The organism is Streptomyces griseorubiginosus (assembly GCF_017614965.1).
Taxonomy (GTDB): domain Bacteria; phylum Actinomycetota; class Actinomycetes; order Streptomycetales; family Streptomycetaceae; genus Streptomyces; species Streptomyces griseorubiginosus_B.
Genome location: NZ_WVUG01000123.1, coordinates 1 through 25,050, shown reverse-complemented (window position 1 = coordinate 25,050; position 25,050 = coordinate 1). Strand labels below are relative to the sequence as shown.

Genomic DNA, 25,050 nt, shown 5'->3' with positions numbered 1-25,050 from the left:
CCCCACCGGCGGCCCTGCAGTGGCCGCTCGCCGCGGTCTGCGCCCTCCACCCCCTCCACCCTTCCTGCGGACCCGCCGCCGCAGTTCGGCTGCGTCTGAGTCCGTCGTGGGGCTGCTCGAGACGCTTGTCCGACCCCGCCCGGGTTGTCCGGCGGGCGCTGGCTACTCTGGATGCATGGACTACGTCTCCGCGCTCGTTCCGCCGGTCGTCATGGCCGTGTTCTTCATCGGGCTGATCAGGGTGATCGTGAAGACCCAGGGCGGGGCCAACAAGGCCAAGGAGGACGCGGCGGTCGACGCGGCCATCGCGCGTGCGGAGGCCGCCCAGCAGACCTCCGTCAAGACCGACGGCTGAGCAGCCCGCCCCGCTTCCCCGGCGTACGGCTCGCACCTCCGAGTCGTACGCCCTTTTTGTTGCCGTTTGCCAGTGAAAGCGCACGTCCGGCACGCGAATGCGGAGTTCTCCCACTATTGTGCTGAGCTGTGCCTCGCCCATTGGGAGAACTCGAAGACGCGGTCATGACGCGGGTGTGGAAGTGGAACCGCCCGGTGACCGTTCGAGAAGTCCTGGAAGACCTTCAGCAGGAACGGTCCATCGCCTACACCACGGTGATGACCGTTTTGGACAATCTCCATCAGAAGGGCTGGGTGCGCCGTGAGGCGGAAGGCCGGGCCTATCGATATGAGGCGGTCTCCACCCGGGCCGCCTACGCCGCCGCCCTGATGAACGACGCCTGGTCCCAGAGTGACAACCCCGCGGCCGCTCTCGTCGCCTTCTTCGGGATGATGAGCGAGGAACAGCGCCAGGCCCTGCGAGACGCCGTACGGATCGTGCAAGGGCCGGAACAGCCGGCGGAAACACCCGAACCCCCGGATGGCGAGGAGAACCCCGGCTCCGCACCGGGCGGCGACGGGCGATAGCGTCCGCTCATGTCAGCAGCAAGCCCCGAAGGCCCCGAAGTCAGCACTAAAGCCATCACCGTCCGGCGGGCCCGTACCAGCGATGTCCCGGCCGTGCGCCGTCTCCTTGACGCCTACGTCCGCGGTGGCATCCTGCTCGACAAAGCGACCGTCACCCTTTACGAGGACATCCAGGAGTTCTGGGTCGCCGAACGCGACGACAACGCCGAGGTGGTCGGCTGCGGCGCGCTGCACGTGATGTGGGAAGACCTCGCGGAAGTACGCACTCTCGCGGTGAAGCCCGGTCTGAAGGGCGCCGGCGTCGGCCACCAGTTGCTGGAGAAGTTGCTGCACACCGCGCGCTGGCTGGGCGTTCGCCGCGTTTTCTGTCTCACCTTCGAAGTGGACTTCTTCGGCAAGCACGGCTTCGTCGAGATCGGTGAGACGCCGGTCGACAGGGATGTCTACGCGGAGCTGTTGCGTTCCTATGACGAGGGCGTCGCGGAGTTCCTCGGTCTCGAACGGGTGAAACCCAACACCTTGGGCAACAGCCGGATGCTTCTGCATCTGTGATCACCGATCACTGCAGAGTATTCGACGGCCTCCCTGCCCACGCTCCCTATGTCCGAAACGCGCATCTTCCCTGACAGTCGCGGACTGCCCTCCCGCTGTCGAGGGGTTTGTGTTTTTCCGGCAAAAGCGGTTTGCTTTCCGACGTACTGCAGTACTGCATATAACAGGGGACGGCGAAACGGCGGACGCCGCAGACCCCCGGCCCTCAAGTTTTGGATGAAAGGAAATCCGGTGGCACAGAAGGTTCAGGTCCTTCTTGTCGACGACCTCGACGGCGGCGAGGCGGACGAGACCGTCACGTTCGCGTTGGACGGCAAGACGTACGAGATCGATCTCACGACCGCCAATGCGGACAAGCTTCGCGGCCTTCTCGAGCCTTACGTGAAGGGTGGTCGGCGTACCGGAGGCCGCTCTTCGGGTGGGCGCGGAAAGGCGCGTGCGACTTCCGGAGGCAGCCAGGACACCGCGCAGATCCGCGCGTGGGCCAAGGAGAACGGTTACGAGGTCAACGACCGCGGCCGTGTTCCGGCGTCCATTCGCGAGGCCTACGAGAAGGCCAACGCCTGATCACCGGTCCGGGAAAGGGCTTCCGGCCGCGCACACGCGCGTCGCAGCCACAGCCGGTGGCACTGCGTTGCCACCGTGTCCACGAGTCGTACGAGATCGGGGGCGCCCCCACCGCCCCCCAGGGCCGACAGCGTCGGCAGCGAGGCCTCGACCTCGCACCCCGGCCCGGGGGGCCGCAGCCACACGGCGGCCCCCTGCAGCGGGTCCCTGCGGCCCAGGGGGAGCCACGGCAGTGGCGCGTCCATGACTCCGCCCTCGCCGGTCGCCGTCAGATCCAGCGCCAGTGAGCCCCACTCCAGCCACTCCAGCAGGCCCGGCAGTTCCTCGGCGCTGCCCGCCGCCACCAGCAGCAGCATCCGGTCGCCGCGCACCGCGACCGGGGACCCCGGTGCGAGATGGCGCAGACCCGCCCGGCCCGCCTCGGCCGGGACCTCCAGGACGTCGAAACGTTCCCCCACCCGCAGCCGTACCGGATCTCGGGGACCTCCTGGATCTCCCGGATTCTGTGGATCCGCGGGCACCGTCGGCCACCCCAGTTCGTTCTCGTACCACCGGCGGACATGATCGCCGGGAACGCCGGCCGGATCGAGCGGCCGACGGGGCAGCGGGACCTTGGTGCGGTCCGTGCGGTCCGTGCGGACCACGCGGTCGCTGTGGTGCGTCGGGAGCGAGGGAGGTGTTGCCTGTGAGCGGCTGTCAATCATGTACATCGCAACCGCCGAATGGCCCCGAGAGTTACGCTGGGTGCTCCCATGTGTGCGCAGAGTGCCGGAGAAGGGGGCGCGCGGGGGTGCGGCGGAGCGCAAGGTTGTTCGCCCATAGCGGAGGGATGGGGGGCGTACGGCATGGAGTGTCAGTGCGAGCGGGTAAGACATCCCTAGTGGGAGGGGGCGACACGCAGGGCAGGGCGTCTCACGTTCGCCATCGGCGTACTGATGGTGGGGGTAACTGCCTGGCCTGCGGGAACATCGTCTCGCACCATCGGGTTGGAGCAGATGTCGGCGTGAGCGGGGTCAGGAGGCCATCGACGGTGTCGGCAGTTGGAATGAGCGGTCCCCGCTTGCGGGACTAAGCTGCGGAAGGACAGGGAGGGGAAGTTCCCCCCACTGCCTGACCGCTCTGAGGAGCGATTAACGATGTTCGAGAGGTTCACCGACCGCGCGCGGCGGGTTGTCGTCCTGGCTCAGGAAGAAGCCCGGATGCTCAACCACAACTACATCGGCACCGAGCACATCCTCCTGGGCCTGATCCACGAGGGTGAGGGTGTCGCCGCCAAGGCCCTTGAGAGCCTCGGGATTTCGCTCGAGGCGGTCCGCCAGCAGGTGGAGGAGATCATCGGCCAGGGCCAGCAGGCCCCGTCCGGGCACATCCCCTTCACCCCCCGTGCCAAGAAGGTCCTGGAGCTGTCGCTCCGCGAGGCCCTTCAGCTGGGCCACAACTACATCGGCACGGAGCACATCCTGCTCGGCCTGATCCGTGAGGGCGAGGGCGTCGCCGCCCAGGTCCTGGTCAAGCTGGGCGCTGATCTCAACCGGGTGCGGCAGCAGGTCATCCAGCTGCTCTCCGGCTACCAGGGCAAGGAGACCGCCACCGCCGGCGGGCCTGCCGAGGGCACCCCCTCGACGTCCCTGGTCCTCGACCAGTTCGGCCGGAACCTCACCCAGGCCGCTCGTGAATCCAAGCTCGACCCGGTCATCGGGCGCGAGAAGGAGATCGAGCGGGTCATGCAGGTGCTGTCCCGCCGTACCAAGAACAACCCGGTCCTGATCGGTGAGCCCGGCGTCGGCAAGACCGCCGTCGTCGAGGGTCTCGCCCAGGCCATCGTCAAGGGCGAGGTGCCCGAGACCCTCAAGGACAAGCACCTCTACACCCTGGACCTCGGCGCGCTGGTCGCCGGCTCCCGCTACCGCGGTGACTTCGAGGAGCGCCTGAAGAAGGTGCTCAAGGAGATCCGCACCCGCGGCGACATCATCCTGTTCATCGACGAGCTGCACACGCTGGTCGGTGCGGGTGCCGCCGAGGGCGCCATCGACGCCGCTTCGATCCTGAAGCCGATGCTGGCCCGCGGTGAGCTGCAGACCATCGGTGCGACCACGCTGGACGAGTACCGCAAGCACCTGGAGAAGGACGCGGCCCTGGAGCGCCGCTTCCAGCCCATCCAGGTCGCCGAGCCGTCCCTGCCGCACACGATCGAGATCCTCAAGGGTCTGCGTGACCGGTACGAGGCCCACCACCGTGTCTCCATCACGGACGAGGCGCTGGTGCAGGCGGCCACCCTGGCCGACCGGTACATCTCGGACCGCTTCCTGCCGGACAAGGCGATCGACCTGATCGACGAGGCCGGTTCCCGGATGCGCATCCGCCGGATGACCGCGCCGCCGGACCTGCGCGAGTTCGACGAGAAGATCGCCGGTGTGCGCCGCGACAAGGAGTCCGCGATCGACTCGCAGGACTTCGAGAAGGCCGCCTCCCTGCGCGACAAGGAGAAGCAGCTCCTGGCCGCCAAGGCCAAGCGGGAGAAGGAGTGGAAGGCCGGCGACATGGACGTCGTCGCCGAGGTCGACGGCGAGCTGATCGCCGAGGTCCTCGCCACCGCCACCGGCATCCCGGTCTTCAAGCTGACCGAGGAGGAGTCCTCGCGTCTGCTGCGCATGGAGGACGAGCTCCACAAGCGGGTCATCGGCCAGGTCGACGCCGTCAAGGCGCTGTCGAAGGCGATCCGTCGTACGCGTGCGGGTCTGAAGGACCCGAAGCGTCCCGGTGGTTCGTTCATCTTCGCCGGCCCGTCCGGTGTCGGTAAGACCGAGCTGTCCAAGGCGCTCGCCGAGTTCCTCTTCGGTGACGAGGACGCGCTGATCTCCCTCGACATGTCGGAGTTCAGCGAGAAGCACACGGTGTCGCGTCTCTTCGGTTCGCCCCCCGGCTACGTGGGCTACGAAGAGGGCGGCCAGCTGACCGAGAAGGTCCGCCGCAAGCCGTTCTCCGTCGTCCTCTTCGACGAGGTCGAGAAGGCCCACCCGGACATCTTCAACTCGCTGCTGCAGATCCTGGAGGACGGTCGCCTGACCGACTCCCAGGGCCGGGTCGTGGACTTCAAGAACACGGTCATCATCATGACGACCAACCTCGGCACCCGGGACATCTCCAAGGGCTTCAACCTGGGCTTCGCGGCCTCGGGTGACACGAAGACCAACTACGAGCGCATGAAGAACAAGGTCCAGGACGAGCTCAAGCAGCACTTCCGGCCCGAGTTCCTCAACCGCGTCGACGACGTGGTCGTCTTCCCGCAGCTGACCCAGACCGACATCCTCGCGATCGTCGACCTGATGATCAGCAAGGTGGACGAGCGCCTGAAGGACCGGGACATGGGCATCGAGCTCTCCCAGTCCGCCAAGGAACTGCTCTCCCAGAAGGGTTACGACCCCGTGCTGGGTGCCCGGCCTCTGCGCCGCACCATCCAGCGCGAGATCGAGGACACCCTCTCGGAGAAGATCCTCTTCGGCGAGCTGCGCCCCGGTCACATCGTGGTCGTGGACACGGAGGGCGAGGGCGAGACCAAGACCTTCACCTTCCGCGGCGAGGAGAAGTCCGCCCTGCCGGACGTCCCGCCGATCGAGCAGGCGGCCGGCGGCGCCGGTCCGAACCTGAGCAAGGAGGCGTAAGCCTCACGGCGACACCCCAAGGGGCCGGTGCTTTTGGGCACCGGCCCCTTTCGCCTGGTCAGAAGAGGGCGTAGCGGCTCATCAGCACCTTGACCTCGGCGTCGGGGAAGAGCGCCGTGTACGAGGAAGCGTCCAGGGACGTGGACGGGTCCTCCGAGTACAGCAGGACCCTGCGGGCCTGTGGGCACAGGTGGGACAGGGGCGTCAGGTCCTCGTTTCCGGAGACGTTGCGGACGCGGACGACCTCGACCGTCGGCAGGTGAGGGAGTCCCGCCATGAGCGCGAGACCGGCGTCGATCGCCAGACAGGTGAGGGCGGGCAGCTCGGCCACCTCGGACCAGTCCTCGTGGCGCAGGATGCTCGCGCCGTCCCTGAGGTCAAGGAAGTCGAGCATCGACCAATGGCTCAGGCCACGCAGGCCCGTGCCGTCGATGGCTTCCGCACCCAGAGCGAGGATCTTCAGCGGTGCGTTCCGGGGCAGCGCGGCAAGTCCACCGCCGGGGAGGCCCGTCACGGCGGTGAGGGATTCGAGGGTGTCGAGACGCTCCAGCCCCGATATGTCGCCGAGTCTGTAGAGATCGAGTTCCCCCACGCCCGACGCTGCCAAGGGGGCGAGATCGCTCACCCGCGGGCATCCCGCCAGAATGAGGTGGCGGAGCGACGGCAGGGCGGTCAGCGAGCGCAGATCGCTCAGCAGCGCGTTCTCGTAGACCCCGAGGTGCACCACGCTCTCGGGAAGCGCCCTCAGGATGTCCGCGGCCTCATGGTCGCCGTTGACACCCAGCCGTACCCGACGACCCAGTCGCGGCAGGGTCCGGACATGGTCGGGAGAGGTGGCGAAGACGAAGAAGTCGTCGGTGTCGACGTGGGACAGCACCTCGTCCGCGTACGCCGTGGCGTCGAGACGCTCCCACGCCCGCGCGAGACTGGTTCTGACCCGCTCCGCCGTGTGAGCCCGAAAACGCGCCAGCACCGGTACCGCCGCGTCCGTCCCCACCAGTGCCGCGGTCGCCGTGACCGCCTCCGCCTCCTCGTCCGACAGCCCCTCCGGGCCCGGCAGCAGTTCCAGCACGAGCGGTCCGACCTCCGCCAGCTCCTTGACCTCCTCCGCCGTGCGGGGTGGCAGCAAGGCGGCCGCCAGCTCCTCGACCCGGGCCCGCACGGCCGGATCCAGCTCCGTCGCGTGCTCCAGGCAGGCCATCGCCAGGAGATGGGCGCGCTTGTCGGGGGAGGCGGTCAGCAGCTCCAGCAACTCGGCCCGTTCCCGGGGGCGGGCCTGTGCCACCGCCATGCGGATCACGTCCGCCCACTGGTCGTCGGTGGCGTGCTCGGCGAGCAGTCCGAAGTCCCCGGCCTCCACCGCGGCCCGGGCGCCCAGGTAGTCCTGGAACGTCCGGTGCACGAAGTGGACCGTGTCCGGGGCCGGAGAGATCAGCAACCCCGTCCGGACCAGGAAATGCCGGAGGACCGCACCCGCGTCCCCCAGCTCCCGCGCCGCTGGAACAGCGGGCAGCACCTCCCCGATGATGCTCTCCGCACGGCTGCGGTCCAGCTCCGTACGGCCGTTGCGGATCAGCCAGTAGGCCAGCCGCTGCAACAGCTGCAGCTGCGGTTCCTCGCTGAGCTCCGGGACGGTCATGTCCCGCTCCCGGTCGCGGCGGACCAGCAGCATGGACAGGGCGGAGTCGTACAACTCCTTGCGCCCGTGCGGGAGATAGCCGCGCCGGTCGCGGTGCAGGGCGCAGATCAGGCCGCACATCAGGGGGTTCGTGGCGAGACGGCCCAGGTCGGCCTTGGTGCGGACGGCGTCCAGGAGTTGGGCCTCGTAGTCGGCCAGCCGTGCGTCCTCCTCGGGCGCGCCGGTGGCCGCCGCCCGGTGCCAGCGTCTGATGAACGACGCCACGTCCCCCGGAGTCATCGCGGACAGGCCCAGCTCTCTGAAGCCGTCCGCGGCGAGCCAGTCCTCGCGGACCGCCGACGGGCGCGAGGTGACCAGCCAGCGGTTGCCCGGGAAGGCATCCACGAGGTCGCTCAGCCAGGCGCGGGCGCGGTCGCGTTCGGGCTCCGGGACCTCGTCGAGGCCGTCGACCAGGACCAGCCCGCGCCCGGAGGCCAGCACCCGGTGCTCCCAGCCGGAGGGCTGAGTGCCGGCCAGGGGACAGCCGACGGCCGAGAGGAAGCCGGCGGGGGCCGGGAGCCGCTCGCCGTGGCGGGTGAGGGTGCGCAGGGGGAGGACGAAGGGGATGCGGCCGGTGAGGTAGGCCATGCGGTCGGTGGTGCCGGTGGCCGCCGAGACCGCCAGCCACTGGATGAGGGTGGTCTTGCCGGAGCCCGCGACCCCGCGCAGCAGCACCCGCTCGTGCCCGGCCAGGGCCTGGTCGGCGGGGGCCGGGACCGGCGCGGCCGCCGGTGGCCCGAGGGCCGGGTCCTCGCCACGTCCGAGGACGTCCAGGCTGAGGTAGGCCGCGTCAAGGGGCCAGCGGTTGTGGGAGTTGGTGAGGTCGATGCCGTAGATCGTCAGCCGTCCGTGCTTGCGGGCGACGTACTCCAGGTAGCCGCGCTCGAAGGCGGTGTCCTGGCCGCCCGGGCGCGGGGTGCGGGCGATCAACTCGTCCACCTTGGCGATGAGTTCGGCCTGAGCCCGGGTCTGTTCGACGAGCGTGCGGGCCACAAAGGTGGAGCGGCGCGTGAAGAACTCCAGGATCTGGAGGCAGGCCCACTCCGTCGCGGTATCGAGGAAGAAGCAGGCGTCGGCGGAGAGTCCGTCGGTGGACCGTGCGCGTCGGCCCAACTGCCGGGCCAGTTCCGCGCTGCCCAGACGTACGGCCTGGACGTCATCCATGTCCAGCTCGCCGAGGGCCAGCAGCCGGCGGGCCAGGGCGTCGGCCACGGCGGTCTGCTCCTGGGCGGGGAAGGGAGGTTCGCCGCGCGATGCGAAGGCCTGCCGGACCAGGTGGTCCGCGAGTTTCCGGACGTCGTTCCCGTCGAGCGTGCGCTTCTCGCCCCGGAACGACACCAGGTCCTTCAGCCGTACGGGCCTGTCCACCAGCCCCGCACCCGGCTGGTCCTGCACGAAGAGCTTCTTCACCAACGGGCCGATCAGGCTGGACGCCAGCTTGCTGCCCAGTACCGCGGGCTCCATCCGCCACCCCCGTGACTCGCGCCGACGGATGGAGCCTAACCGGCGGCTACGACAACTGGCCGTCGTAGTCCGGGAGTTTGAAGGTTTTGTCGGCGTGGCCGCCCGAGAGGTCGGTGGCGCTGTTGCCGATGTTGGCGATGATGTCGTAGCCCTTGTTCTCGATGTCGACGCGCTGGGCGGTCTTGTAGGCGGCGACGTCCTTGAAGAGGTCGAAGAAGCCGCGGACGTAGAGGCCGGAGACCTCGTAGCCGTCGTACTCGAGGTTGTACTCGGTGGGCACGGCGATGATGCCGGGGCGGGCCGTGACGAAGAACAGGGAGACGCCGTGCTCCTGGGCGTACTTCGCGACGTTCAGGACCGGCTTGTTGGCCGGTTGCGGGTAGCTGAAGCCGAAGTCGGTCTCCAGCGTGGTGTTGTCGATGTCGAAGACGATCGCCTGCTTCTCGCCGGACGCGGCCGCGGCGACGCGCTGCCGGATGTAGGGCAGTGCCTGGTCCATCACGGTCTGGCAGTCCTTCTGCCAAGTGGCGTAGTCGACCTTCGCGGTGCTCGTGGCCGCGTTGGCTGGAGCGCCGAGCGCCACGAGGGCCGAGGCGGAGACTGCGATGACGGCGGTGCGGCGCGCCCAGGGGCGACGTCCTGTCATGGGGGGTCCTCTCGCGTCCGTATGTCGTTGTCCTGTGCATGTTCGAGTGCGAGGGTGGCGCGAGGGGAACCGTAGGGTTACTGGCCGGTAAGTGGCCAGAGATGTGCGTCACATGGGACAGGGATTTCCGTCGGGCCAGTGGCGGCGGCCGGTGACATGAGGCACAGGCGATTTGCCCGTTACTAGCGCCGATAGTTCGATGTCAGCGCTTTCGCTCCGGCGTGGAATGGGAATTTCGCCAGCCATTACTAGAGAACGCCGTAGATACCCTGTTTTGGGCTTTGTGGGGGTCCGGGTTACCAAGGGATGGCCCATCCGGCGGACGTCGTGCGCCGGGTGGTTTTCTCTGTCGCCGACCCCCCGAGGTTTCGATGTCCCTGCGTGTCCCGTTCCGTTCTTCCCGTACGTCCCCGCTGCGCACCCGTGCGGCCGTCCTGGCCGCCGGTCTCGGGGCGTCGGTCGTGCTGGGGGCCGGAGTCGCGGTCGCCGCCGACACCACCGCCGCCTCCAGCGCCGCGAGTGCCGTCCAGGCCCAGGCCGCCGCGCAGGCCAAGGCCGCCAAGGCCGCCGAGGTCGCCGCCGCCAAGGCCGCGGCCAAGGAGAAGGCCGCCGCCAAGGCCAAGGCCAAGGCGGCCGCGGCCAAGAAGGCCGCTGCCGCGAAGAAGGCCGCCTCCTGGGTCCACCCGGTGCGCAAGTACACGCTGTCCGCGAGGTTCAACCAGGCTGGCAGCATGTGGCATGCCAAGCACAGCGGGCAGGACTTCGCCGTCCCCAGCGGCACCGACGTCGTCGCCGCGCACGGCGGCACCGTGGTCAAGGCCGGCGGCAACGGCGCCGGTGACGGACCCGCGTACGGCAACGCCATCGTGATCAAGCACGGCAACGGCACCTACTCGCAGTACGCCCACCTGTCCCGCATCGACGTCAGGGTCGGCCAGATCGTCCGCACCGGCCAGCACATAGCCCGGTCCGGCAACACCGGCAACTCCACCGGCCCGCACCTGCACTTCGAGATCCGCACGACCGCCAACTACGGCTCGGCCATCGACCCGGTGGCGTTCCTGCGCGCCAAGGGGCTCAGCCTCTAAGAGGCCTCCACCGGCGTGTGCATGCCCGCGTGGGCCTGGGCCACCAGGTCCCACGCGACCTCCATCACCGCCTGGTTCTTCTCCTCGTCGGTGCCCGGCAGGTCGTTGAGCGCGAACATCCCGGCGTGCATCGTGAAGACCGCGCTGACGCAGCGCACCTGGTCCGCGAGGGAGGCGTCCGGGTCGACGAGGATGTCCCGCATGCCCATCATCCGGTGGCGGAACATCTCGCCGATGCGCAGTTCCTTCACCGTCCCCTGGTTCTCCTGCATGAAGCGGAAGAGCGGGCGGGCCTCGGACAGCGCCTCGTGGTAGCGGCGGACGATCTCCCGCTTGGTCTCCAGGGTGTGCGGCTGCCCCTTGCCCCATTCGATCAGTTCCTCGATGGGCTGGGAGAGGTCCTCGAAGATGCTGACGAGGATCTCTTCCTTCGTCTTGAAGTGGTAGTACAGCGCCGCCTTGGTGACGTCCAGGCGCTCGGCGATCTCGCGCAGCGAGGTCTTCTCATAGCCCTGTTCGGCGAAGAGTTCGAGCGCCACGTCCTGGATGCGCTGGCGAGTGTCTCCGCGGCGCTGCCGCTTGGTGCCGTCCATCGTGCCGCCCATTGTCGCGCTCCTCACGCCCCCTGCTGACTTACTTGCCGCCCGACTAGTAAACTTACTTGACGCCCGGCTAGTTACGGGTCTACCTTCCTCAGTGTAGTCAACTAGCCGGGCGGCAAGTAAGTGGCCGGCCGGGGGGAAGTACCGCAGTACGTATAGGGGAGTGGGCATGATGGCGGACACAGAGACGGTCGAGACCAAGCCGGACAAACAGCCGAAGAGCGTGCGCGTGGTGCTGCTCGCGCTCATGATCACCATGATGCTGGCGATGCTCGACAACATGATCGTCGGCACCGCGATGCCGACCATCGTGGGCGAGCTCGGCGGCCTGGAGCACCTGTCGTGGGTGGTGACGGCGTACACGCTGGCCACCGCTGTGGCGACCCCGGTCTGGGGCAAGCTCGGTGACATGTTCGGGCGCAAGACCACGTTCATGACCTCGATCGTGATCTTCCTGATCGGCTCCGCGCTCAGCGGCATGGCGCAGAACATGGGCGAGCTGATCGGCTTCCGGGCCGTGCAGGGTCTGGGCGCCGGCGGTCTGATGGTCGGCGTCATGGCGATCATCGGTGACCTGATCCCGCCGCGGGAGCGGGGCAAGTACCAGGGCATGATGGCCGGCGTCATGGCGATCGCGATGATCGGCGGACCGCTGGTCGGCGGCACCATCACCGACAACTGGGGCTGGCGCTGGGCGTTCTACATCAACCTGCCGCTCGGCGTGGTCGCGCTCGGTCTGATCAGCGTGGTGCTGCACCTGCCGAAGAAGCGGTCCAAGGCCGGTATCGACTACCTCGGCGTGGTCCTGCTGACGGTCGGCATCACCGCCATTGTCCTCGTCACCACCTGGGGCGGCTCCGAGTACGCCTGGACCTCCGCGCGGATCATGGAGCTGATCGGCATCGGTGTGGCCGCGCTGATCGGGTTCGTGTTCTGGCAGACCAAGGCCGCCGAGCCGGTCGTACCGCTGCACATCTTCCGCAACCGCAACTTCACGCTGATGTCGGTCATCGGCTTCATCACGGGTTTCGTGATGTTCGGCGCCACGCTGTACCTGCCGCTGTACCAGCAGTCGGTGCAGGGTGCGTCCGCGACCAATTCCGGTCTGCTCCTGCTGCCGATGCTCGGCGCGATGCTGGTCACCTCCATGGTGGCCGGGCGCGTGACCACCAACACCGGTCGCTACAAGATCTTCCCGGTCGTCGGCAGCGCCCTGATGATCGTCGGGCTGTACCTGCTGTCCACCATGGACACCGGCACCTCGCGGTTCACCTCCGGTGTGTTCATGGCGGTCGTCGGTCTGGGCATGGGCTGCCTGATGCAGGTCACCATGCTGGTCGCGCAGAACAGCGTCGAGATGAAGGACATGGGCGTGGCGTCCTCCTCGACCACCCTGTTCCGGACGCTCGGCTCCTCCTTCGGAGTCGCGATCATGGGCGCGCTGTTCAACAACCGGGTCCAGCACGTGATGGCCGAGCGGGCCGGATCCCTCGGCGCGAAGATCACCGAGAAGTCGGCGTCGCTGGACGCCAAGAGCCTGGCGAAGCTGCCGGCGGTGGCCCGCGAGGCGTACCAGCACGCGGTGTCCGCGGGCACCCACTGGGCGTTCCTGCTCGGCTCCGCGGTGGCCGTGGTCGCGCTGATCGCGGCGGTGTTCGTGAAGGAGGTCGCGCTGCGGGGAGCGGGGCCGAAGCCGGAGGGTGCGGACGAGGGCGCCGCGGTGCGGCCGCCGGTCGTCGAGGCCGTCTGATCCGACAGTGAGCCGAAGGCCCCCGGATGGTGTCCGCCCCGGGGGCCTTCGTCATGCCCGCGGCCGTGGCGGCCGTTGTCAGTGCCGCGTGCCACCATCGGGTGCATGGACAGGCTGAGCCAGTTGCGGCTGGCCAAGGACGCCATGGATCGGGAGTGGGCCGATCCTGAGCTGGATCTGGAGGGGGTGGCCTCGTATGCCGGGTATTCGCGGTATCACTTCGTACGGGCCTTCAAGGCGGCGTACGGACAGACGCCGGGGCGGTATCTGACCCACCGGCGCATCGAGCGGGCCGAGGAGATGCTGCGGTGCGCCGATCTGAGCGTCACGGAGATCTGCCATCTGGTCGGCTTCAGCAGCCTCGGGACGTTCTCGGCACGGTTCAAGGCCCGTACGGGGCTGACCCCGAGCGCGTACCGGACCAGGCACGTGGGCCGGGGAGCGGCGCTCATACCCGGGTGTTACGCGATGCTGTGGGCGGGCGGCTTCCCGCGGCGGGACGGCGTCTTCGGGGAGGCGCGGAACGGCGCCTTCGGGGAGGCGCGGGACGGCGTCTTCGGGGAGGCGCGGGACGGAGACTCCTCAGAGGCGCGGGACAGCAATACCGGAGAAGCGCGCTGAAGCCCGTGCTGCCTACCGTGGAGCCATGATTCTTGGTCTGGGCATCAGCACCGTGTGGACGTTCGACCAGCAGCGCACCAAGGCCTTCTTCACCGAGAAGCTGGACTTCGAGGTCCGGGACGACGTCTCCATGGGGGACATGAGGTGGATCACCGTCGGCGCCAAGGACCAGCCGGGCGTCGAGCTCGCCCTGATGAGCCTCGACGGGCCGGGGCTCGACCCCGAGTCGGCCGAGGCGCTGAAGAAGCTCGTCAGCAAGGGAGTCCTGGGGGCGGGGGCGTTCCGTACCGACGACTGCCGCGGTGACTACGAGACCTTCAGGGCGAGGGGCGTCGAGTTCCTCCAGGCGCCGCAGGAGCGGCCGTACGGCATCGAGGCGGTCTTCCGTGACGACAGCGGCAACTGGTACTCGCTGACCGAGCGCAGCGAGGAGCTCGACTTCTCGAAGGACTTCGGGTGAGCGCCGAGGAGCGGGCGCCGGAGCACACCGCCGTGCGGGTCGCGCTGTGGCGGGCCCTGCATCTGCGGGCCGACGCGCCGCCGCACGTCGTCGAGGACGAGGTCGGACTGCGGATCGCGGATCCGGGGGACGGGTGGCGGGAGCGGCCCGACATGGACGTCGACGCCACGCGCCGTACCCGGGCGTCGATCGTGGCCCGGGCCCGGTTCGTGGAGGACCTGGTCGAGGAGCGGGCGGCGGACGGAGTCGGTCAGTACGTCGTCCTCGGCGCCGGGCTGGACACCTTCGCCCAGCGACGGGCGGAGGCCGCCACCCGGTACGGGCTGCGGGTCTTCGAGGTCGACCAGCCCGGTCCACAGGCCTGGAAGCGGCAGCGGCTGGCGGAGCTCGGTCTCGACTTGCCGGAGTGGCTGCAGTTCGTGCCCGTCGACTTCGAGGGGGACTGGTGGGGGCGGTTGCGCGAGGCCGGGTTCGATCCGGGGCGGCCGGCGGTGGTGGCCTCGGCGGGCGTCACCATGTACCTCAGCGAGGAGGCGATCGCCGCCACGTTCCGTCTCGTCGGCGGGCTCGCCCCCGGGTCGGTCCTCGTCACGACCTTCCTGCGGCCCGTCGAGGACGTCGAGCCCGACCAGCAGGCACAGCTCCGGGTGGCGATGAAGGGGGCCCGGGCGGCCGGCACCCCGTTCCTCACCTTCTACAAGCCCGAGCAGATCCTCGCGCTGGCCCGCGAGGCGGGCTTCCGTGAGACCCGGCACGTGTCGGCGGCGGAGCTGGAGAAGCGGTACTTCGCGGACCGGACGGACGGGGTACGGCCGTCACGCGGGGAGGAGCTGCTGGTCGCCGGGACGTGAGAGGACGTTCAGCGGGACGCCGGGTGCTGGACCGAGCTGGGGCCCCGACCTACGGCAGCACCGGATAGCTGCCCGTGTTCGTCGGCGCGTGTTCCGGGAGCCAGAGGACCGCCACCGCGCCCTCCGCCGGGACATGGGCCGGGGCGCCCGCCGGGCGGACGTTGCGGAAGGTCAGGCGGGCGCCCAGGACCCGGGCCTGGCCCGCCGCGATGGTCAGCCCCAGCCCGTGGCCGTGCCCGGCGCGGTCGGCGCTGCCCGTGCGGAAGCGGCTCGGGCCCTCCGCGAGCAGGTCGGCGGGGAAACCGGGCCCGTGGTCGCGGACGCGGATGACGCGGCCCTCGACGGTGACCTGGATGGGCGGCTTGCCGTGCCGGGCGGCGTTGGCGAGCAGGTTGAACAGGACCCGCTCCAGTCGGCGCGGGTCGGTCGTGACCATCGACTCGTGCACCACCCGCACCTCGACGTCCGGGTCCTTGGCCGCCACCCGCCGGGTGACGAACTCGCCGAGCATCAGGTCCTGCAGCTCGGCCCGCTCGGAGGCACCGTCGAGCCGGGCCACCTCCAGGACGTCCTCGACGAGCGTGCGCATGGCCTTCGCCCGGTCCAGGACCAGCTCGGTCGGACGGCCGGGCGGGAGGAGTTCGGCGGCCGTGAGCAGACCCGTCACCGGCGTGCGCAGCTCGTGCGCGATGTCGGCGGTCACCCGGCGCTCCGCCTCCAGCCGCTGCTGCAGCGCGTCCGCCATGGCGTCCACCGCGCTCGCGAGGTCGTCGGTCTCGTCCCGTACGACCCCGCCGATCGCGTCCCGCACCCGGACGTCCGGCTCGCCCCTGGCGACCTGGTTGGCCGCGGCCGCCGCCTTGCGCAGCCGCCGCGAGAACTGTCCGCCGATGAGCACGCCGAGCGCGCTGCCGCCGAGGACGACCGCGATGGAGCCGATGACCAGGGCCTGGTCGAGGTCGTTGAGGATGTCCGTGCTGCGGTCGGTCCACCCGGTGTGCAGCGACAGCACATGCCCGCCCTTGACCGGCACGGCCGCCCAGATGTCCGGAACGCCGTTGCGCCGGTCGGTGACATAGGTGGCCCGGCGCCCCTGCTCGACCTTCTCCCGCAGCGGCGACGGGAGGTCCGGGGCGTCCTGCTGGACGTTGGGGAAGTTCACCCGGCCGGACAGCTCGTAGCTGCGCTGGGCGATCTGGAGCCGCTCGTCCGCGAGGTCGCGCGCGTTGTCCAGCATCGAGACCCGGGCCGCGTTGTGCACGACCAGGCTCAGCGCGATCGCGACCAGCGCCCCCACCAGAGCGATGGCCGCGCTGAGTTTCCAGCGCAGCCCGGTACTGAGTTTCCGGCGCAGCCCCGCACGGATGCCGCCCGTCCCCGGGTTCCGGAATATCCCCCGCATGTCCTCGACGTCCCCGCTCAGGCCTTCAACTTGTAGCCGAAGCCGCGGACCGTCTCGATCCGGTCCTGGCCGATCTTCGTACGCAACCGCTGCACATGGACGTCCACCACCCGTGTGTCCCCGCCCCAGCCGTAGTCCCACACCCGCTCCAGCAGCTTGTCGCGCGACAGGACCGTGCCCGGCGCGGAGGAGAACTCCAGCAGCAGCCGCATCTCGGTCGGGGTCAGCCCCACCGGCTGCCCGGCCCGGCGCACTTCCATGCCCTCGGTGTCGATCTCCAGTTCGCCGAAGGTCAGCACACCGCCGGAGACCGCGGGGGCGTGGTCGTCGCCCCTGTCCCCGCCCCCGGCATGGCCGAAGCGCCGCAGCACCGCGCGTATCCGCGCGACCAGGACCGCTCCGTCGAAGGGCTTGGTCACATAGTCGTCGGCGCCCGCCTCCAGGCCCAGGACCACGTCGATGGAGTCGGCCCGCGCCGACAACATGATCACCGGCACGGTCGACTCGTCGCGGATACGGCGGCACAGGCTGACGCCGTCGAGGCCGGGCACCATGACGTCGAGCAGGGCGATGTCGGGCTGGTCCGCCCGGAACGCCTCCAGGCCGGACAGGCCGTCGGGCATCGCGGTGACCGCGAAGCCGTCCCGCTCGAGGGCGAGCTGGGTGGCCTCGCGGATGACGTCGTCGTCCTCGACGAACAGGACGTGGGTCTGGTCTGCCATCCCGGTGCTCTCAGTTCTCGTGTCGGTCGTGGCGTACGTACTGCTGGTGGATCGTCCCGAGCGGGCCGAACGGTTCACGAGCGTCACTTCGACGGCGAGGCGCCGCTTCCGACGGCGTTGCTGTAGTCGTTGTGCGTGCGGTACTCCTCGGTGAAGCGGCCCGCGGCCCAGCGGTACGTGATCACGTTCTCGCCGGACGGACTCGACACCGGGTCACCCTTCTCGTACACCTGTTTGGTCACCACCAGGTCGCCGCGGTCTATCTCCGCGTAGACCGGAGGTTCCTCGGCCTGGAACACATTCTCGTACCGACCGTCCTGCTCGCGATACACATATGAGCCGACCCCCACGGCGTCACTGCAGGTCAGCACATTCACCACGACGTCGTCCGAAGGGCCTCCGGTCAGTTCTCCGTACGACACGTCGACCGGGTACTCGTCGGCCACGCACGGCTTCAGCTCGCGCTTGACCTCCGCCGAGACCTGCGGATCGTCCTTGACCAGCTTGACCGCGTCCACGCGCGCGGTCCGGGAGGGAGCGGGGGCGGGTTTCGGCGTGGCCGCGGCGCCGGCCACCGAGTCGGCGTGCGCCGGGCCCTCGTCGCGCGCGCCGGTGCCGCCGGTGGCGCAGCCGGAGGCGAAAAGGCCGAGGGCGGCGAGCACGGCCACCGCCGTGAACGCCGCCTGCAGGGTCGCCCGGTCCGGGGTGGACCGCCCCGTGCCGGTCAGGCCGCCGTGCAACGCTCCCGCTCCTCACGCTCCAGCGCGCGTGCGTCCAGGTCACGGCTCTCCAGCTCCTCGCGGAGCCGGGCGAGCGCCCGGTGCAGCGTGCTCTTGACCGTTCCGGCCGACATGCCGAGGGCGGCGGCCGTCTCCTCCGTGGACATCTGCTCCCAGTGTCGCAGTACGACAACACTGCGCTGTTTCGGCGCGAGAACTTTCATGATGTCCATAAGAAGCGCGCGGTCCGCGTGCTGCTCCGTGGCGTCGTCCACGGACGCGTCCGGCAGCTGCTCGGTCGGGACCTCCTCCAGCTTGCGCGCCCGCCACCACTCCGTACGGGTGTTGATCATCACCCGGCGCAGGTAGGCGTCCGCGAGCCGCTTGTCCGCGATGCCCTCCCAGCGGCCGTACGTCCGCACCAGCGCGGTCTGGAGGAGGTCCTGGGCGTCCGTCGGGTCCGGGACCAGCCGGCGGGCGCTGCGCAGCAGCGCGTCCTGCCGGGTGCGGACGTACTCCTCGAACTCGAGCACCTCGCCCTGCGCCATGTCGAACCGCCTCCTGAATCCCCGTTTCCGCGCGGCCCCTCGCCGGCGGTGTCCTTCGTGGGAATGAAGCTACGGAGGCGTTGTCACGGCGTTGTCCGAGCCAGCACTCGGCTGGCAATCGGCTGTACGTCGGTTGTGTAACGAACGTAGGAACGGGGTAAAGGGGCGCACCAGTTGATGGAGCTATCGACCGATTTGTCCCTGCGGTGACGGTGACGTTACGGCGGGTTACGTCAACGGCAGCCGATACAAACCACCGGGAAGGGGCTCCACGAGTCCGTCCGCGACGAGCCCGTCCAGCGCCCGCGCCCGCTGCACCGGCTCGTGCCACACCCGGTCCAGCACCGCCTGTGGCACGGGCGCGTGGGCCTCGCGCAGCACGGCGAGCAGCTTGCCGCGCACCTGGCGGTCGGTACCGGCGTACGTCTGTCCCTTGCGCGCCGGTCCCTCGTGGTCCGGCTTGCCCGCGAGCCGCCAGGCGCACTGCGCGGCGATCGGGCAGCGGTGACAGGACTCGTTCTTCGCGGTGCACACCAGGGCGCCGAGCTCCATGGAGGCGGCGGCCCAGCGCGAGGCGATCGCCTCGTCCTCGGGCAACAGGGCGCGGGCGAGCTTGCGTTCGGCGGCGGTGGTGGCGTTCGGCGGGTACTGGACGCCGGTGACGGCGCGCGCGAAGACCCGGCGGACGTTGGTGTCGAGCACCGCGTGCCGCTGCCCGTACGCGAAGGAGGCGACGGCCGCGGCCGTGTACTCGCCGATGCCGGGCAGCGCGAGCAGCTGCGCGTGATCGGTGGGTACGTCGCCGCCGTGCCGTTCCGTTATGGCGACCGCGGCGCCGTGCAGCCGCAGGGCGCGGCGGGGGTAGCCGAGCCGGCCCCAGGCGCGGACGGCCTCGCCGGGGGCCTCCTGGGCCAGGTCGGCGGGGCGCGGCCACCGGGCCAGCCACTGCTCGTAGACCGGCAGGACGCGGCTGACCGGGGTCTGCTGCAGCATGAACTCGCTGACCATCACGCCCCAGGGGCCGGCCTCCGGGCGGCGCCACGGCAGGTCGCGGGCGTGTTCGTCGAACCAGTCGATGACCGGGGAGTGCAGTGCGGTGTGGGGGGCTTGGGTCTCGGGGGTGTTCGTGAGCGCAGTCATGGCCTTCTGATCCTGCCACGGCCCGGGACGGTTGGGCGGCTTTGCCCGGCGCCGGTGGGTGGGTCGCCGATTCCGGGATGATGATCCGGAAAAGTTGACGTAGTGGCGGCGGGTGGGGCAAGCGAACGCGCCGATCTCTCGTACAGTTTGCGCCGTGGGATCTCTGCGCAATCCTGTCGGGCCGCTTCCCTCCACCATCTACTGGCGCCGGAGGGTCGTACTGCTGTCCGTTCTAGCCCTGTTGGCGCTGCTGATCACCTGGATCGTGACCTCGGGCGGCGGGGGCGGCAAGAAGGACGACGGCTCGAAGGGCAGGACTCCCGCGCCCACCATCACGGCGGGCCCGTCGAGTTCGGGTCCCGCGATCAGCCAGGCGCCCGGCGGGCGGGACGATTCGGGTGGGGCGGGATCCAGCGGTTCGGACTCCGGGGGGAGTTCGGGATCAGGATCGGGCTCGGACGGCGGGTCCGGTGCCGGGTCGGCGGGTGGTGCCGGTGGTGCCGGTGGTGCCGGTGGCTCCGGTGGTACGGAGGGGTCCGGCGGCGGTGCCGGCGGCTCGGGTACCGGGGCCGGCGTGGGTCAGGGAGACACGATCCCGGCGGGCTCCACGCTGCCCAACTGCACCGCGAGCGCGGTCCGGTTGAGCGTGCGCAGCCTGCACAACACCTACGGTCCGGGTGACACGCCCACACTCCTGCTGACCGCGAGGAACGTCTCCGGGCAGGACTGCAAGGTGGATCTCGGGCCGAAGAGCGCGGTGTTGACGATCTCGCAGTCGGACAGCGGCGACGACTACTGGTCCTCCGCCGACTGCCCCAGGACCTCCGGCAGCCTGCTCTTCCGCGCACCGGCCGGCAGCAGCATCACGTACACCGTCAAGTGGGACCGCAAGCCGAGCGCCCCCAACTGCGCGACCCCGCCTGCGGGTTCGGCCGGGGCGGGGACGTACCTGGTGGAGCTGACGGCCGCCGGGTTCGGCAAGCAGCAGACCTCGTTCGTCCTGAACGACGACTGAGGCCGGGCCGCGGTCTCGGGCCCGGCCGCGTCGAGGCGGGCCGGTTGAGCGCGACCGGCTCCGGGGTGCCGTAGAACGTAACGGTCGGCCATCTCCGGCCGGCCAGTACTCGTTGAGGGCGTTCGGGACGTCGACGCCTCGCTGCGGAGGGGGTCCGGGAGGACGGCGGTCCCGCTGAACTCGGTGTTCGAAGCCGTCTTCACGGCCGTGCCGGGTGTCTCCCGGAGCCGCATTCGAGCGGATGCACGAGCGGGGACGGTTGGGGCAGCACGCTGGCGTCCGTAAGTGGACGGCGATGCGGGTGGGGCCGGAGGCTACACGTACCGTTCCAGGATCGAGCTCTCCGCCAGGCGGGACAGGCCCTCGCGGACGCTGCGGGCCCGGGCCTCACCCACGCCGTCCACGGTCTGGAGGTCGTCGACGCTGGCCGCGAGGAGCTTCTGGAGGCCGCCGAAGTGTTCCACCAGGCGGTCGATGATGGCGCCGGGCAGGCGGGGGACCTTGGCGAGCAGGCGGAAGCCGCGCGGGGAGACCGCCGAGTCCAACGCCTCCGGGGAGCCGGTGTAGCCCAACGCCCTCGCCACGGTGGGCAGTTCGAGCAGCTCGGCGTGGCTGAGGGCGTCGAGCTCGTACAGCGCCTCGTCGACCGTGCGGGAGCGCTTCGCGGTGGGCTCGGGGACGTAGTCGCGCACGACCAGCTCGCGCTCGGGCTCCACGCCGGCGATCAACTCGTCCAGCTGGAGGGCGAGGAGACGCCCGTCGGTGCCCAGTTCGACCACGTATTCGGCGATTTCGGTGGCGATGCGGCGGACCATCTCCAGACGCTGGGCGACGGCGGAGACATCGCGGACCGTCACCAGGTCCTCGATCTCCAGCGCCGAGAGCGTGCCCGCCACCTCGTCCAGCCGGAGCTTGTAGCGCTCCAGGGTCGCGAGCGCCTGGTTGGCGCGGGACAGGATCGCCGCCGAGTCCTCCAGGACGCGGCGCTGCCCGTCGACGTACAGCGCGATCAGCCGCATCGACTGGGAGACGGAGACCACGGGGAAGCCGACCTGCTTGGAGATGCGGTCCGCGGTGCGGTGCCGGGTGCCGGTCTCCTCCGTCGGGATCGTCGCGTCCGGCACGAACTGCACGCCCGCCCGGAGGATCTTCGACAGGTCGGAGGAGATCACGATGCCGCCGTCGAGCTTGCACAGCTCGCGCAGACGCGTCGCCGTGAACTCCACGTCCAGCACGAAACCGCCCGTGCACATGGCTTCGACGGTCTTGTCGAAGCCCAGCACGATGAGTCCGCCGGTGTTGCCGCGGAGCACGCGCTCCAAGCCGTCACGCATGCCCGTGCCGGGTGCCACGGCGCTCAGAGAGGCGCGCATCAGGCCATCGGCACCGGAGCTCCCGCCGGACTTTCCGGGAGCTGCCGCCCGGTCGTTGGCTGCCACTGCACTCCTCCGGTCGCAGGTTCTGGGGCGCCCCCGTGTCGCACATTCTGTTCGTACGGGCGGGCGAGACCTGGGCAAAGTCTACCGGCGGTCCTCCTCGTCCCGTGGGGCCTCTCGGCGACGAGAGCGGGGAAGGACCCTCAGGGCGTCCCCTATGTCCGCCACTTCCAGGACCTTCATGCCCGTCGGGATCTTGCCGGGATCGCCCGGCACCAGGGCGTGCGTGAAGCCCAGACGGTGTGCTTCGGCGAGCCGGCGCTGGACGCCCGTGACCCGTCTGACCTCGCCCGCGAGGCCCACCTCGCCGATCGCGACGAGATTTTTCGGCAGCGGGGTGTCACTGGCGGCGGAGGCCAGTGCGAGGGCGATCGCGAGGTCGGCGGCGGGCTCGGACAACTTCACACCGCCGACCGTCGCGGAGTAGATGTCCCGCTTGCCGAGCGCGCTGATCCGGCCCCGCTGCTCCAGGACGGCCAGCATCATCGAGACACGCGAGGTCTCCAGGCCGGAGGTGGTGCGGCGGGGGGAGGGGATCTGCGAGTCGACGGTGAGCGCCTGGACCTCGGCGACCAGGGGGCGGCGGCCCTCCAGGGTGACCGTCAGACAGGTGCCCGGGACCGGTTCGTCACGTCGTGTCAGGAAAAGTCCGCTCGGGTCGGCGAGGCCCGTGATGCCCTCGTCGTGCAGCTCGAAGCAGCCGACCTCGTCCGTGGTGCCGTACCGGTTCTTGACGCCTCGCACCAGGCGCAGGCGCGCGTGCCGGTCGCCCTCGAAATTCAGGACGACGTCCACGAGGTGTTCCAGGAGCCGGGGACCCGCGATGGCGCCGTCCTTGGTGACATGGCCCACAAGGAGGGTCGACATGCCCCGCTCCTTGGAGGCGCGGATGAGCGCGCCCGCGACCTCCCGCACCTGCGCCATGCCACCGGGGGCGCCGTCGATCTCGGGGGAGGCGACGGTCTGCACGGAGTCGAGGATGAGCAGGGAGGGCTTCACCGCGTCCAAGTGGCCGAGCACGGCGGCGAGATCGGTCTCGGCGGCGAGATACAGATCGTCGTGGATGGCCTTGATGCGGTCGGCGCGCAGCCGGACCTGGCTCGCCGACTCCTCACCGGTGACGTAGAGGGTGCGGTGCTCGTCGCTCGCCGACTTGGCCGCCACGTCCAGCAGGAGCGTGGACTTGCCCACACCCGGTTCGCCCGCGAGCAGCACCACCGCGCCGGGCACCAGACCGCCCCCGAGCACCCGGTCCAGCTCCGGCACGCCGGTGGAGCGGGCCGTGGCCTGGCGGCCGTCGACCTGGCCGATGGGCACCGCGGAGGTGGTGACACGCCCCGGTGTCGTCGTACGGACCGCGGGCGCGCCGTACTCCTCGATCGTCCCCCACGCCTGGCACTCGGGGCAGCGACCGAGCCACTTGGCCGTCTGCCAGCCGCACTCGGTGCAGCGGTAGGACGGGCGGTCCTTGGTGGTCTTGGTACGGGCAGCCATGTCGAGAACCGTAACCGCCGCCACTGACAACGAGGGTCCGCCCGGTGCCGCGAACGGCGCCGACGAGCCCCCGCGCCGGGCCGAACCGGTCGGCCGCAGCCCGAGCCGGCCGCGGAACGAACCGTTCCTGTCCCCGATTGAGGGATCGTTTCACCCGTACGGAGTAAATGTGTTCAAGGGGGCAGAAGGCCCTGCTCTCCGCCCCCTACGGTCCACGGATGATGAGCAGCACTCCGGAGACCTCGACCCGCACCACCGGCGCACACCGGGCGCGCCGGGAGGCGCGTGACCGTGCCGCGGCGCGCACGTTGGCGCAGCGGCCGCCCGTGCGCTACGAGCCGTATCTGGACGGGCTGTTCACCTACTGCCTGTCCGTGCTGTGCGACCACGACACCGCGACCGAGGCCGTCGGCGACGTCCTCGCGCTCGCCGAGAAGCGCCGCGGACCGCAGTCGGCCGCCGACCGCCGGGCGTGGCTGTACGCGCTGGCCCGCTGGGCGTGTCTGCGCAAGCTGGCCGAGGCCAAGCAGAAACGTCAGGGCACGCACGCGGCGGGCCGGTCGGCCGCCGAGCCGCAGCAACCGCCGGTCGCCGAGGAGGTCCAGGAGGAGCGCCGGCGTGAACTCGCCCTGCTCGCCTGGCCGGAGGCCGCCGGCACCACCCCGGAGCAGCGCGAGGCGCTGGAGCTCGCGGTGCGCCACCAACTCGCCGCCCATGAGGTCGCCGCCGTCATCGGCATGGACCCCGCGGCCGCCCGCGAGCTGCTGGCTGCCGCGGCCTGCGAGGTGGAGCGCACCCGCGCCGCCCTCGCCGTCGTGGAGAGCGGCGGCTGCCCCGGCGTCGCCCGGCTCACCGGCGACCAGCAGCTCGTGCTCAGTTCCGCCCTGCGCAAGGAACTCGTCCGGCACGTCGACGACTGCCCGCGCTGCCGTCGCGGCGCCGAGCGGGCGATCCCCGGCCGCTGGCCCGGCGCGACGGTCACCCCGGCCGAGCTGCCCGTCCTGCAGGCCCCGCGCGCGGAGCTGCACATGGCGCTCGCGCACCACGCACGCGCGCGTGGCGCCGCCGTACCGCGCTTCGACCGGCGTGGCTTCCCCATGGACCCCAAGGACCGCGCCGCCCGCCGTGACCGGCTGCGCGCGCGTGCCGTCACCACGACCGTCGTCGCCACCGTCGTCGCCGCCCCGGTGATCGCCCTGTGGGCCGCCTACCGGGGCGCGCCCGACACCGAGGGCGCCGACGGCCGCTCCGCCACCGCCAGCGAGGCGCACGGCCCCGGCACCCTCGACGGGGAGGCGGCGGGCTCCGGCTACGAGAACGCCGGGAACGCCAGCACCAGACCCGACAGCCGGTTCCGCAAGGACGCCAAGCCCGATGTCTCCGTGGAGGTCGTCAGCGTCGCCGGCGCCGGCCGCAAGGACACGGGCCACCTCGACGTGTCGGCGGCCAACGACGGCGACACCACCCTCGTCACCCTCACCGCGACCGGTTCCGCGCCCGTGCGCTGGTCCGCGAGCACGAGCGCCGCCTGGCTCTACCTGAGCCGGTCCTCGGGAACCCTCGCACCGGGCCAGACGTTGACGATCAAGGTGTACGTCGACCATCTGCGCGAGCCGTCCGGCCCCTGGAGCGCGCGCGTGGCGATCGCACCGGCCGGCGCCGTCGTCTCCATCGGCGGCTACGGCACCGCGCCCGGCCCCTCCGGCCACGGC

General features: G+C 70.4%; 23 protein-coding genes. 12 read left to right on the top strand and 11 right to left on the bottom strand.

The features are described from left to right. Window positions 1–175: 175 nt before the first annotated feature. The 4 genes from GRC12_RS22895 to GRC12_RS22880 all read left to right on the top strand — a co-directional run bounded on the left by GRC12_RS22895 (window position 176) and on the right by GRC12_RS22880 (window position 2,040). On the top strand, window positions 176–355 hold the full coding sequence (locus GRC12_RS22895) for a hypothetical protein (protein WP_208781243.1): 180 nt from the start codon (window positions 176–178) through the stop codon (window positions 353–355). 128 nt (window positions 356–483) lie between these two features. Beyond that, window positions 484–921 (top strand): BlaI/MecI/CopY family transcriptional regulator, encoded by a 438-nt coding sequence (locus GRC12_RS22890; RefSeq protein WP_308286606.1) that lies wholly within the window; start codon window positions 484–486, stop codon window positions 919–921. Window positions 922–930: 9 nt separating this feature from the next. Next, window positions 931–1,473: an amino-acid N-acetyltransferase gene (locus GRC12_RS22885; protein ID WP_133044302.1), complete on the top strand. Its 543-nt coding sequence runs from the start codon at window positions 931–933 to the stop codon at window positions 1,471–1,473. A 231-nt stretch (window positions 1,474–1,704) separates the two neighbouring features. Beyond that, entirely contained in the window at window positions 1,705–2,040 is a 336-nt protein-coding gene (locus tag GRC12_RS22880; protein ID WP_133044303.1) for a histone-like nucleoid-structuring protein Lsr2, read from the top strand. Here GRC12_RS22880 and GRC12_RS22875 read toward each other — a convergent pair. After that, window positions 2,019–2,684 (bottom strand): SCO3374 family protein, encoded by a 666-nt coding sequence (locus GRC12_RS22875; protein ID WP_208781242.1) that lies wholly within the window; start codon window positions 2,682–2,684, stop codon window positions 2,019–2,021. The two genes, GRC12_RS22880 and GRC12_RS22875, sit on opposite strands and share 22 nt — an antisense overlap. Before the next feature lie 492 nt (window positions 2,685–3,176). Here GRC12_RS22875 and GRC12_RS22870 point away from each other — a divergent pair, with 492 nt between their 5' ends. Then, a complete protein-coding gene (locus GRC12_RS22870) occupies window positions 3,177–5,702 on the top strand; it encodes an ATP-dependent Clp protease ATP-binding subunit (protein ID WP_133044305.1) in 2,526 nt (841 codons plus the stop codon). 58 nt (window positions 5,703–5,760) lie between these two features. On the opposite strand, the gene GRC12_RS22865 is transcribed toward GRC12_RS22870, so the two are convergent. Both GRC12_RS22865 and GRC12_RS22860 read right to left on the bottom strand, forming a co-directional pair. Beyond that, a complete protein-coding gene (locus GRC12_RS22865) occupies window positions 5,761–8,844 on the bottom strand; it encodes an NACHT domain-containing protein (RefSeq protein ID WP_208781241.1) in 3,084 nt (1,027 codons plus the stop codon). A 46-nt stretch (window positions 8,845–8,890) separates the two neighbouring features. Continuing rightward, window positions 8,891–9,490, bottom strand: coding sequence for an HAD family acid phosphatase (locus tag GRC12_RS22860; protein WP_208781240.1), 600 nt, complete (start codon window positions 9,488–9,490; stop codon window positions 8,891–8,893). A 371-nt stretch (window positions 9,491–9,861) separates the two neighbouring features. Between GRC12_RS22860 and GRC12_RS22855 the strand changes: the two genes are divergently transcribed. Next, window positions 9,862–10,578 (top strand): M23 family metallopeptidase, encoded by a 717-nt coding sequence (locus tag GRC12_RS22855; protein ID WP_208781239.1) that lies wholly within the window; start codon window positions 9,862–9,864, stop codon window positions 10,576–10,578. On the opposite strand, the gene GRC12_RS22850 is transcribed toward GRC12_RS22855, so the two are convergent. After that, window positions 10,575–11,183: a TetR/AcrR family transcriptional regulator gene (locus tag GRC12_RS22850; RefSeq protein ID WP_208781238.1), complete on the bottom strand. Its 609-nt coding sequence runs from the start codon at window positions 11,181–11,183 to the stop codon at window positions 10,575–10,577. The two genes, GRC12_RS22855 and GRC12_RS22850, sit on opposite strands and share 4 nt — an antisense overlap. Before the next feature lie 169 nt (window positions 11,184–11,352). Here GRC12_RS22850 and GRC12_RS22845 point away from each other — a divergent pair, with 169 nt between their 5' ends. The 4 genes from GRC12_RS22845 (at window position 11,353) to GRC12_RS22830 (ending at window position 14,862) form a co-directional block, all read left to right on the top strand. Then, the gene (locus GRC12_RS22845) at window positions 11,353–12,930 is read left to right on the top strand and encodes an MDR family MFS transporter (protein ID WP_208781246.1); all 1,578 of its coding nucleotides are present in this window, start codon (window positions 11,353–11,355) and stop codon (window positions 12,928–12,930) included. A gap of 105 nt (window positions 12,931–13,035) precedes the next feature. Further along, window positions 13,036–13,551 (top strand): helix-turn-helix transcriptional regulator, encoded by a 516-nt coding sequence (locus GRC12_RS22840; RefSeq protein ID WP_208781237.1) that lies wholly within the window; start codon window positions 13,036–13,038, stop codon window positions 13,549–13,551. Window positions 13,552–13,576: 25 nt separating this feature from the next. Continuing rightward, a complete protein-coding gene (locus tag GRC12_RS22835; protein ID WP_208781236.1) occupies window positions 13,577–14,011 on the top strand; it encodes a VOC family protein in 435 nt (144 codons plus the stop codon). Next, a complete protein-coding gene (locus tag GRC12_RS22830; protein ID WP_208781235.1) occupies window positions 14,008–14,862 on the top strand; it encodes a class I SAM-dependent methyltransferase in 855 nt (284 codons plus the stop codon). The genes GRC12_RS22835 and GRC12_RS22830 overlap by 4 nt, the downstream gene beginning before the upstream one ends. Before the next feature lie 49 nt (window positions 14,863–14,911). On the opposite strand, the gene cseC is transcribed toward GRC12_RS22830, so the two are convergent. The 5 genes from cseC to GRC12_RS22805 form a co-directional block, all read right to left on the bottom strand. Beyond that, window positions 14,912–16,264, bottom strand: a complete 1,353-nt coding sequence (gene cseC, locus GRC12_RS22825; protein WP_244373617.1) for a two-component system sensor histidine kinase CseC — start codon at window positions 16,262–16,264, stop codon at window positions 14,912–14,914. Window positions 16,265–16,281: 17 nt separating this feature from the next. Further along, on the bottom strand, window positions 16,282–16,986 hold the full coding sequence (gene cseB / locus GRC12_RS22820; RefSeq protein ID WP_133044312.1) for a two-component system response regulator CseB: 705 nt from the start codon (window positions 16,984–16,986) through the stop codon (window positions 16,282–16,284). A gap of 83 nt (window positions 16,987–17,069) precedes the next feature. Beyond that, window positions 17,070–17,726, bottom strand: coding sequence for a hypothetical protein (locus GRC12_RS22815; RefSeq protein ID WP_244373616.1), 657 nt, complete (start codon window positions 17,724–17,726; stop codon window positions 17,070–17,072). After that, a complete protein-coding gene (locus GRC12_RS22810; protein WP_133044313.1) occupies window positions 17,711–18,253 on the bottom strand; it encodes a SigE family RNA polymerase sigma factor in 543 nt (180 codons plus the stop codon). Before GRC12_RS22810 ends, GRC12_RS22815 begins: the two co-directional genes overlap by 16 nt. A gap of 228 nt (window positions 18,254–18,481) precedes the next feature. Then, complete coding sequence (locus GRC12_RS22805) at window positions 18,482–19,393, bottom strand: A/G-specific adenine glycosylase (protein ID WP_208781234.1); 912 nt, start codon at window positions 19,391–19,393, stop codon at window positions 18,482–18,484. A gap of 154 nt (window positions 19,394–19,547) precedes the next feature. Between GRC12_RS22805 and GRC12_RS22800 the strand changes: the two genes are divergently transcribed. Beyond that, complete coding sequence (locus tag GRC12_RS22800) at window positions 19,548–20,408, top strand: hypothetical protein (protein ID WP_208781233.1); 861 nt, start codon at window positions 19,548–19,550, stop codon at window positions 20,406–20,408. A gap of 314 nt (window positions 20,409–20,722) precedes the next feature. Here the strand turns inward: GRC12_RS22800 and disA are convergent, their stop codons facing one another. Beyond that, window positions 20,723–21,847: a DNA integrity scanning diadenylate cyclase DisA gene (gene disA / locus GRC12_RS22795; protein WP_208781232.1), complete on the bottom strand. Its 1,125-nt coding sequence runs from the start codon at window positions 21,845–21,847 to the stop codon at window positions 20,723–20,725. A gap of 81 nt (window positions 21,848–21,928) precedes the next feature. Next, on the bottom strand, window positions 21,929–23,338 hold the full coding sequence (gene radA, locus GRC12_RS22790) for a DNA repair protein RadA (protein WP_133044317.1): 1,410 nt from the start codon (window positions 23,336–23,338) through the stop codon (window positions 21,929–21,931). A 218-nt stretch (window positions 23,339–23,556) separates the two neighbouring features. Here radA and GRC12_RS22785 point away from each other — a divergent pair. Continuing rightward, the coding region (locus GRC12_RS22785) for a BACON domain-containing protein (RefSeq protein WP_208781231.1) at window positions 23,557–25,050 on the top strand (1,494 nt) is incomplete at its 3' end.

Coding starts and splice junctions, on each gene's coding strand:
- GRC12_RS22895 (WP_208781243.1), top strand. CDS start 176: ATGGACTACGTCTCCGCGCTCGTTCCGCCGGTCGTCATGGCCGTGTTC.
- GRC12_RS22885 (WP_133044302.1), top strand. CDS start 931: ATGTCAGCAGCAAGCCCCGAAGGCCCCGAAGTCAGCACTAAAGCCATC.
- GRC12_RS22870 (WP_133044305.1), top strand. CDS start 3,177: ATGTTCGAGAGGTTCACCGACCGCGCGCGGCGGGTTGTCGTCCTGGCT.
- GRC12_RS22865 (WP_208781241.1), bottom strand. CDS start 8,844: ATGGAGCCCGCGGTACTGGGCAGCAAGCTGGCGTCCAGCCTGATCGGC.
- GRC12_RS22860 (WP_208781240.1), bottom strand. CDS start 9,490: ATGACAGGACGTCGCCCCTGGGCGCGCCGCACCGCCGTCATCGCAGTC.
- GRC12_RS22855 (WP_208781239.1), top strand. CDS start 9,862: ATGTCCCTGCGTGTCCCGTTCCGTTCTTCCCGTACGTCCCCGCTGCGC.
- GRC12_RS22850 (WP_208781238.1), bottom strand. CDS start 11,183: ATGGGCGGCACGATGGACGGCACCAAGCGGCAGCGCCGCGGAGACACT.
- GRC12_RS22845 (WP_208781246.1), top strand. CDS start 11,353: ATGGCGGACACAGAGACGGTCGAGACCAAGCCGGACAAACAGCCGAAG.
- GRC12_RS22840 (WP_208781237.1), top strand. CDS start 13,036: ATGGACAGGCTGAGCCAGTTGCGGCTGGCCAAGGACGCCATGGATCGG.
- GRC12_RS22835 (WP_208781236.1), top strand. CDS start 13,577: ATGATTCTTGGTCTGGGCATCAGCACCGTGTGGACGTTCGACCAGCAG.
- cseC (WP_244373617.1), bottom strand. CDS start 16,264: ATGCGGGGGATATTCCGGAACCCGGGGACGGGCGGCATCCGTGCGGGG.
- cseB (WP_133044312.1), bottom strand. CDS start 16,986: ATGGCAGACCAGACCCACGTCCTGTTCGTCGAGGACGACGACGTCATC.
- GRC12_RS22810 (WP_133044313.1), bottom strand. CDS start 18,253: ATGGCGCAGGGCGAGGTGCTCGAGTTCGAGGAGTACGTCCGCACCCGG.
- GRC12_RS22805 (WP_208781234.1), bottom strand. CDS start 19,393: ATGACTGCGCTCACGAACACCCCCGAGACCCAAGCCCCCCACACCGCA.
- radA (WP_133044317.1), bottom strand. CDS start 23,338: ATGGCTGCCCGTACCAAGACCACCAAGGACCGCCCGTCCTACCGCTGC.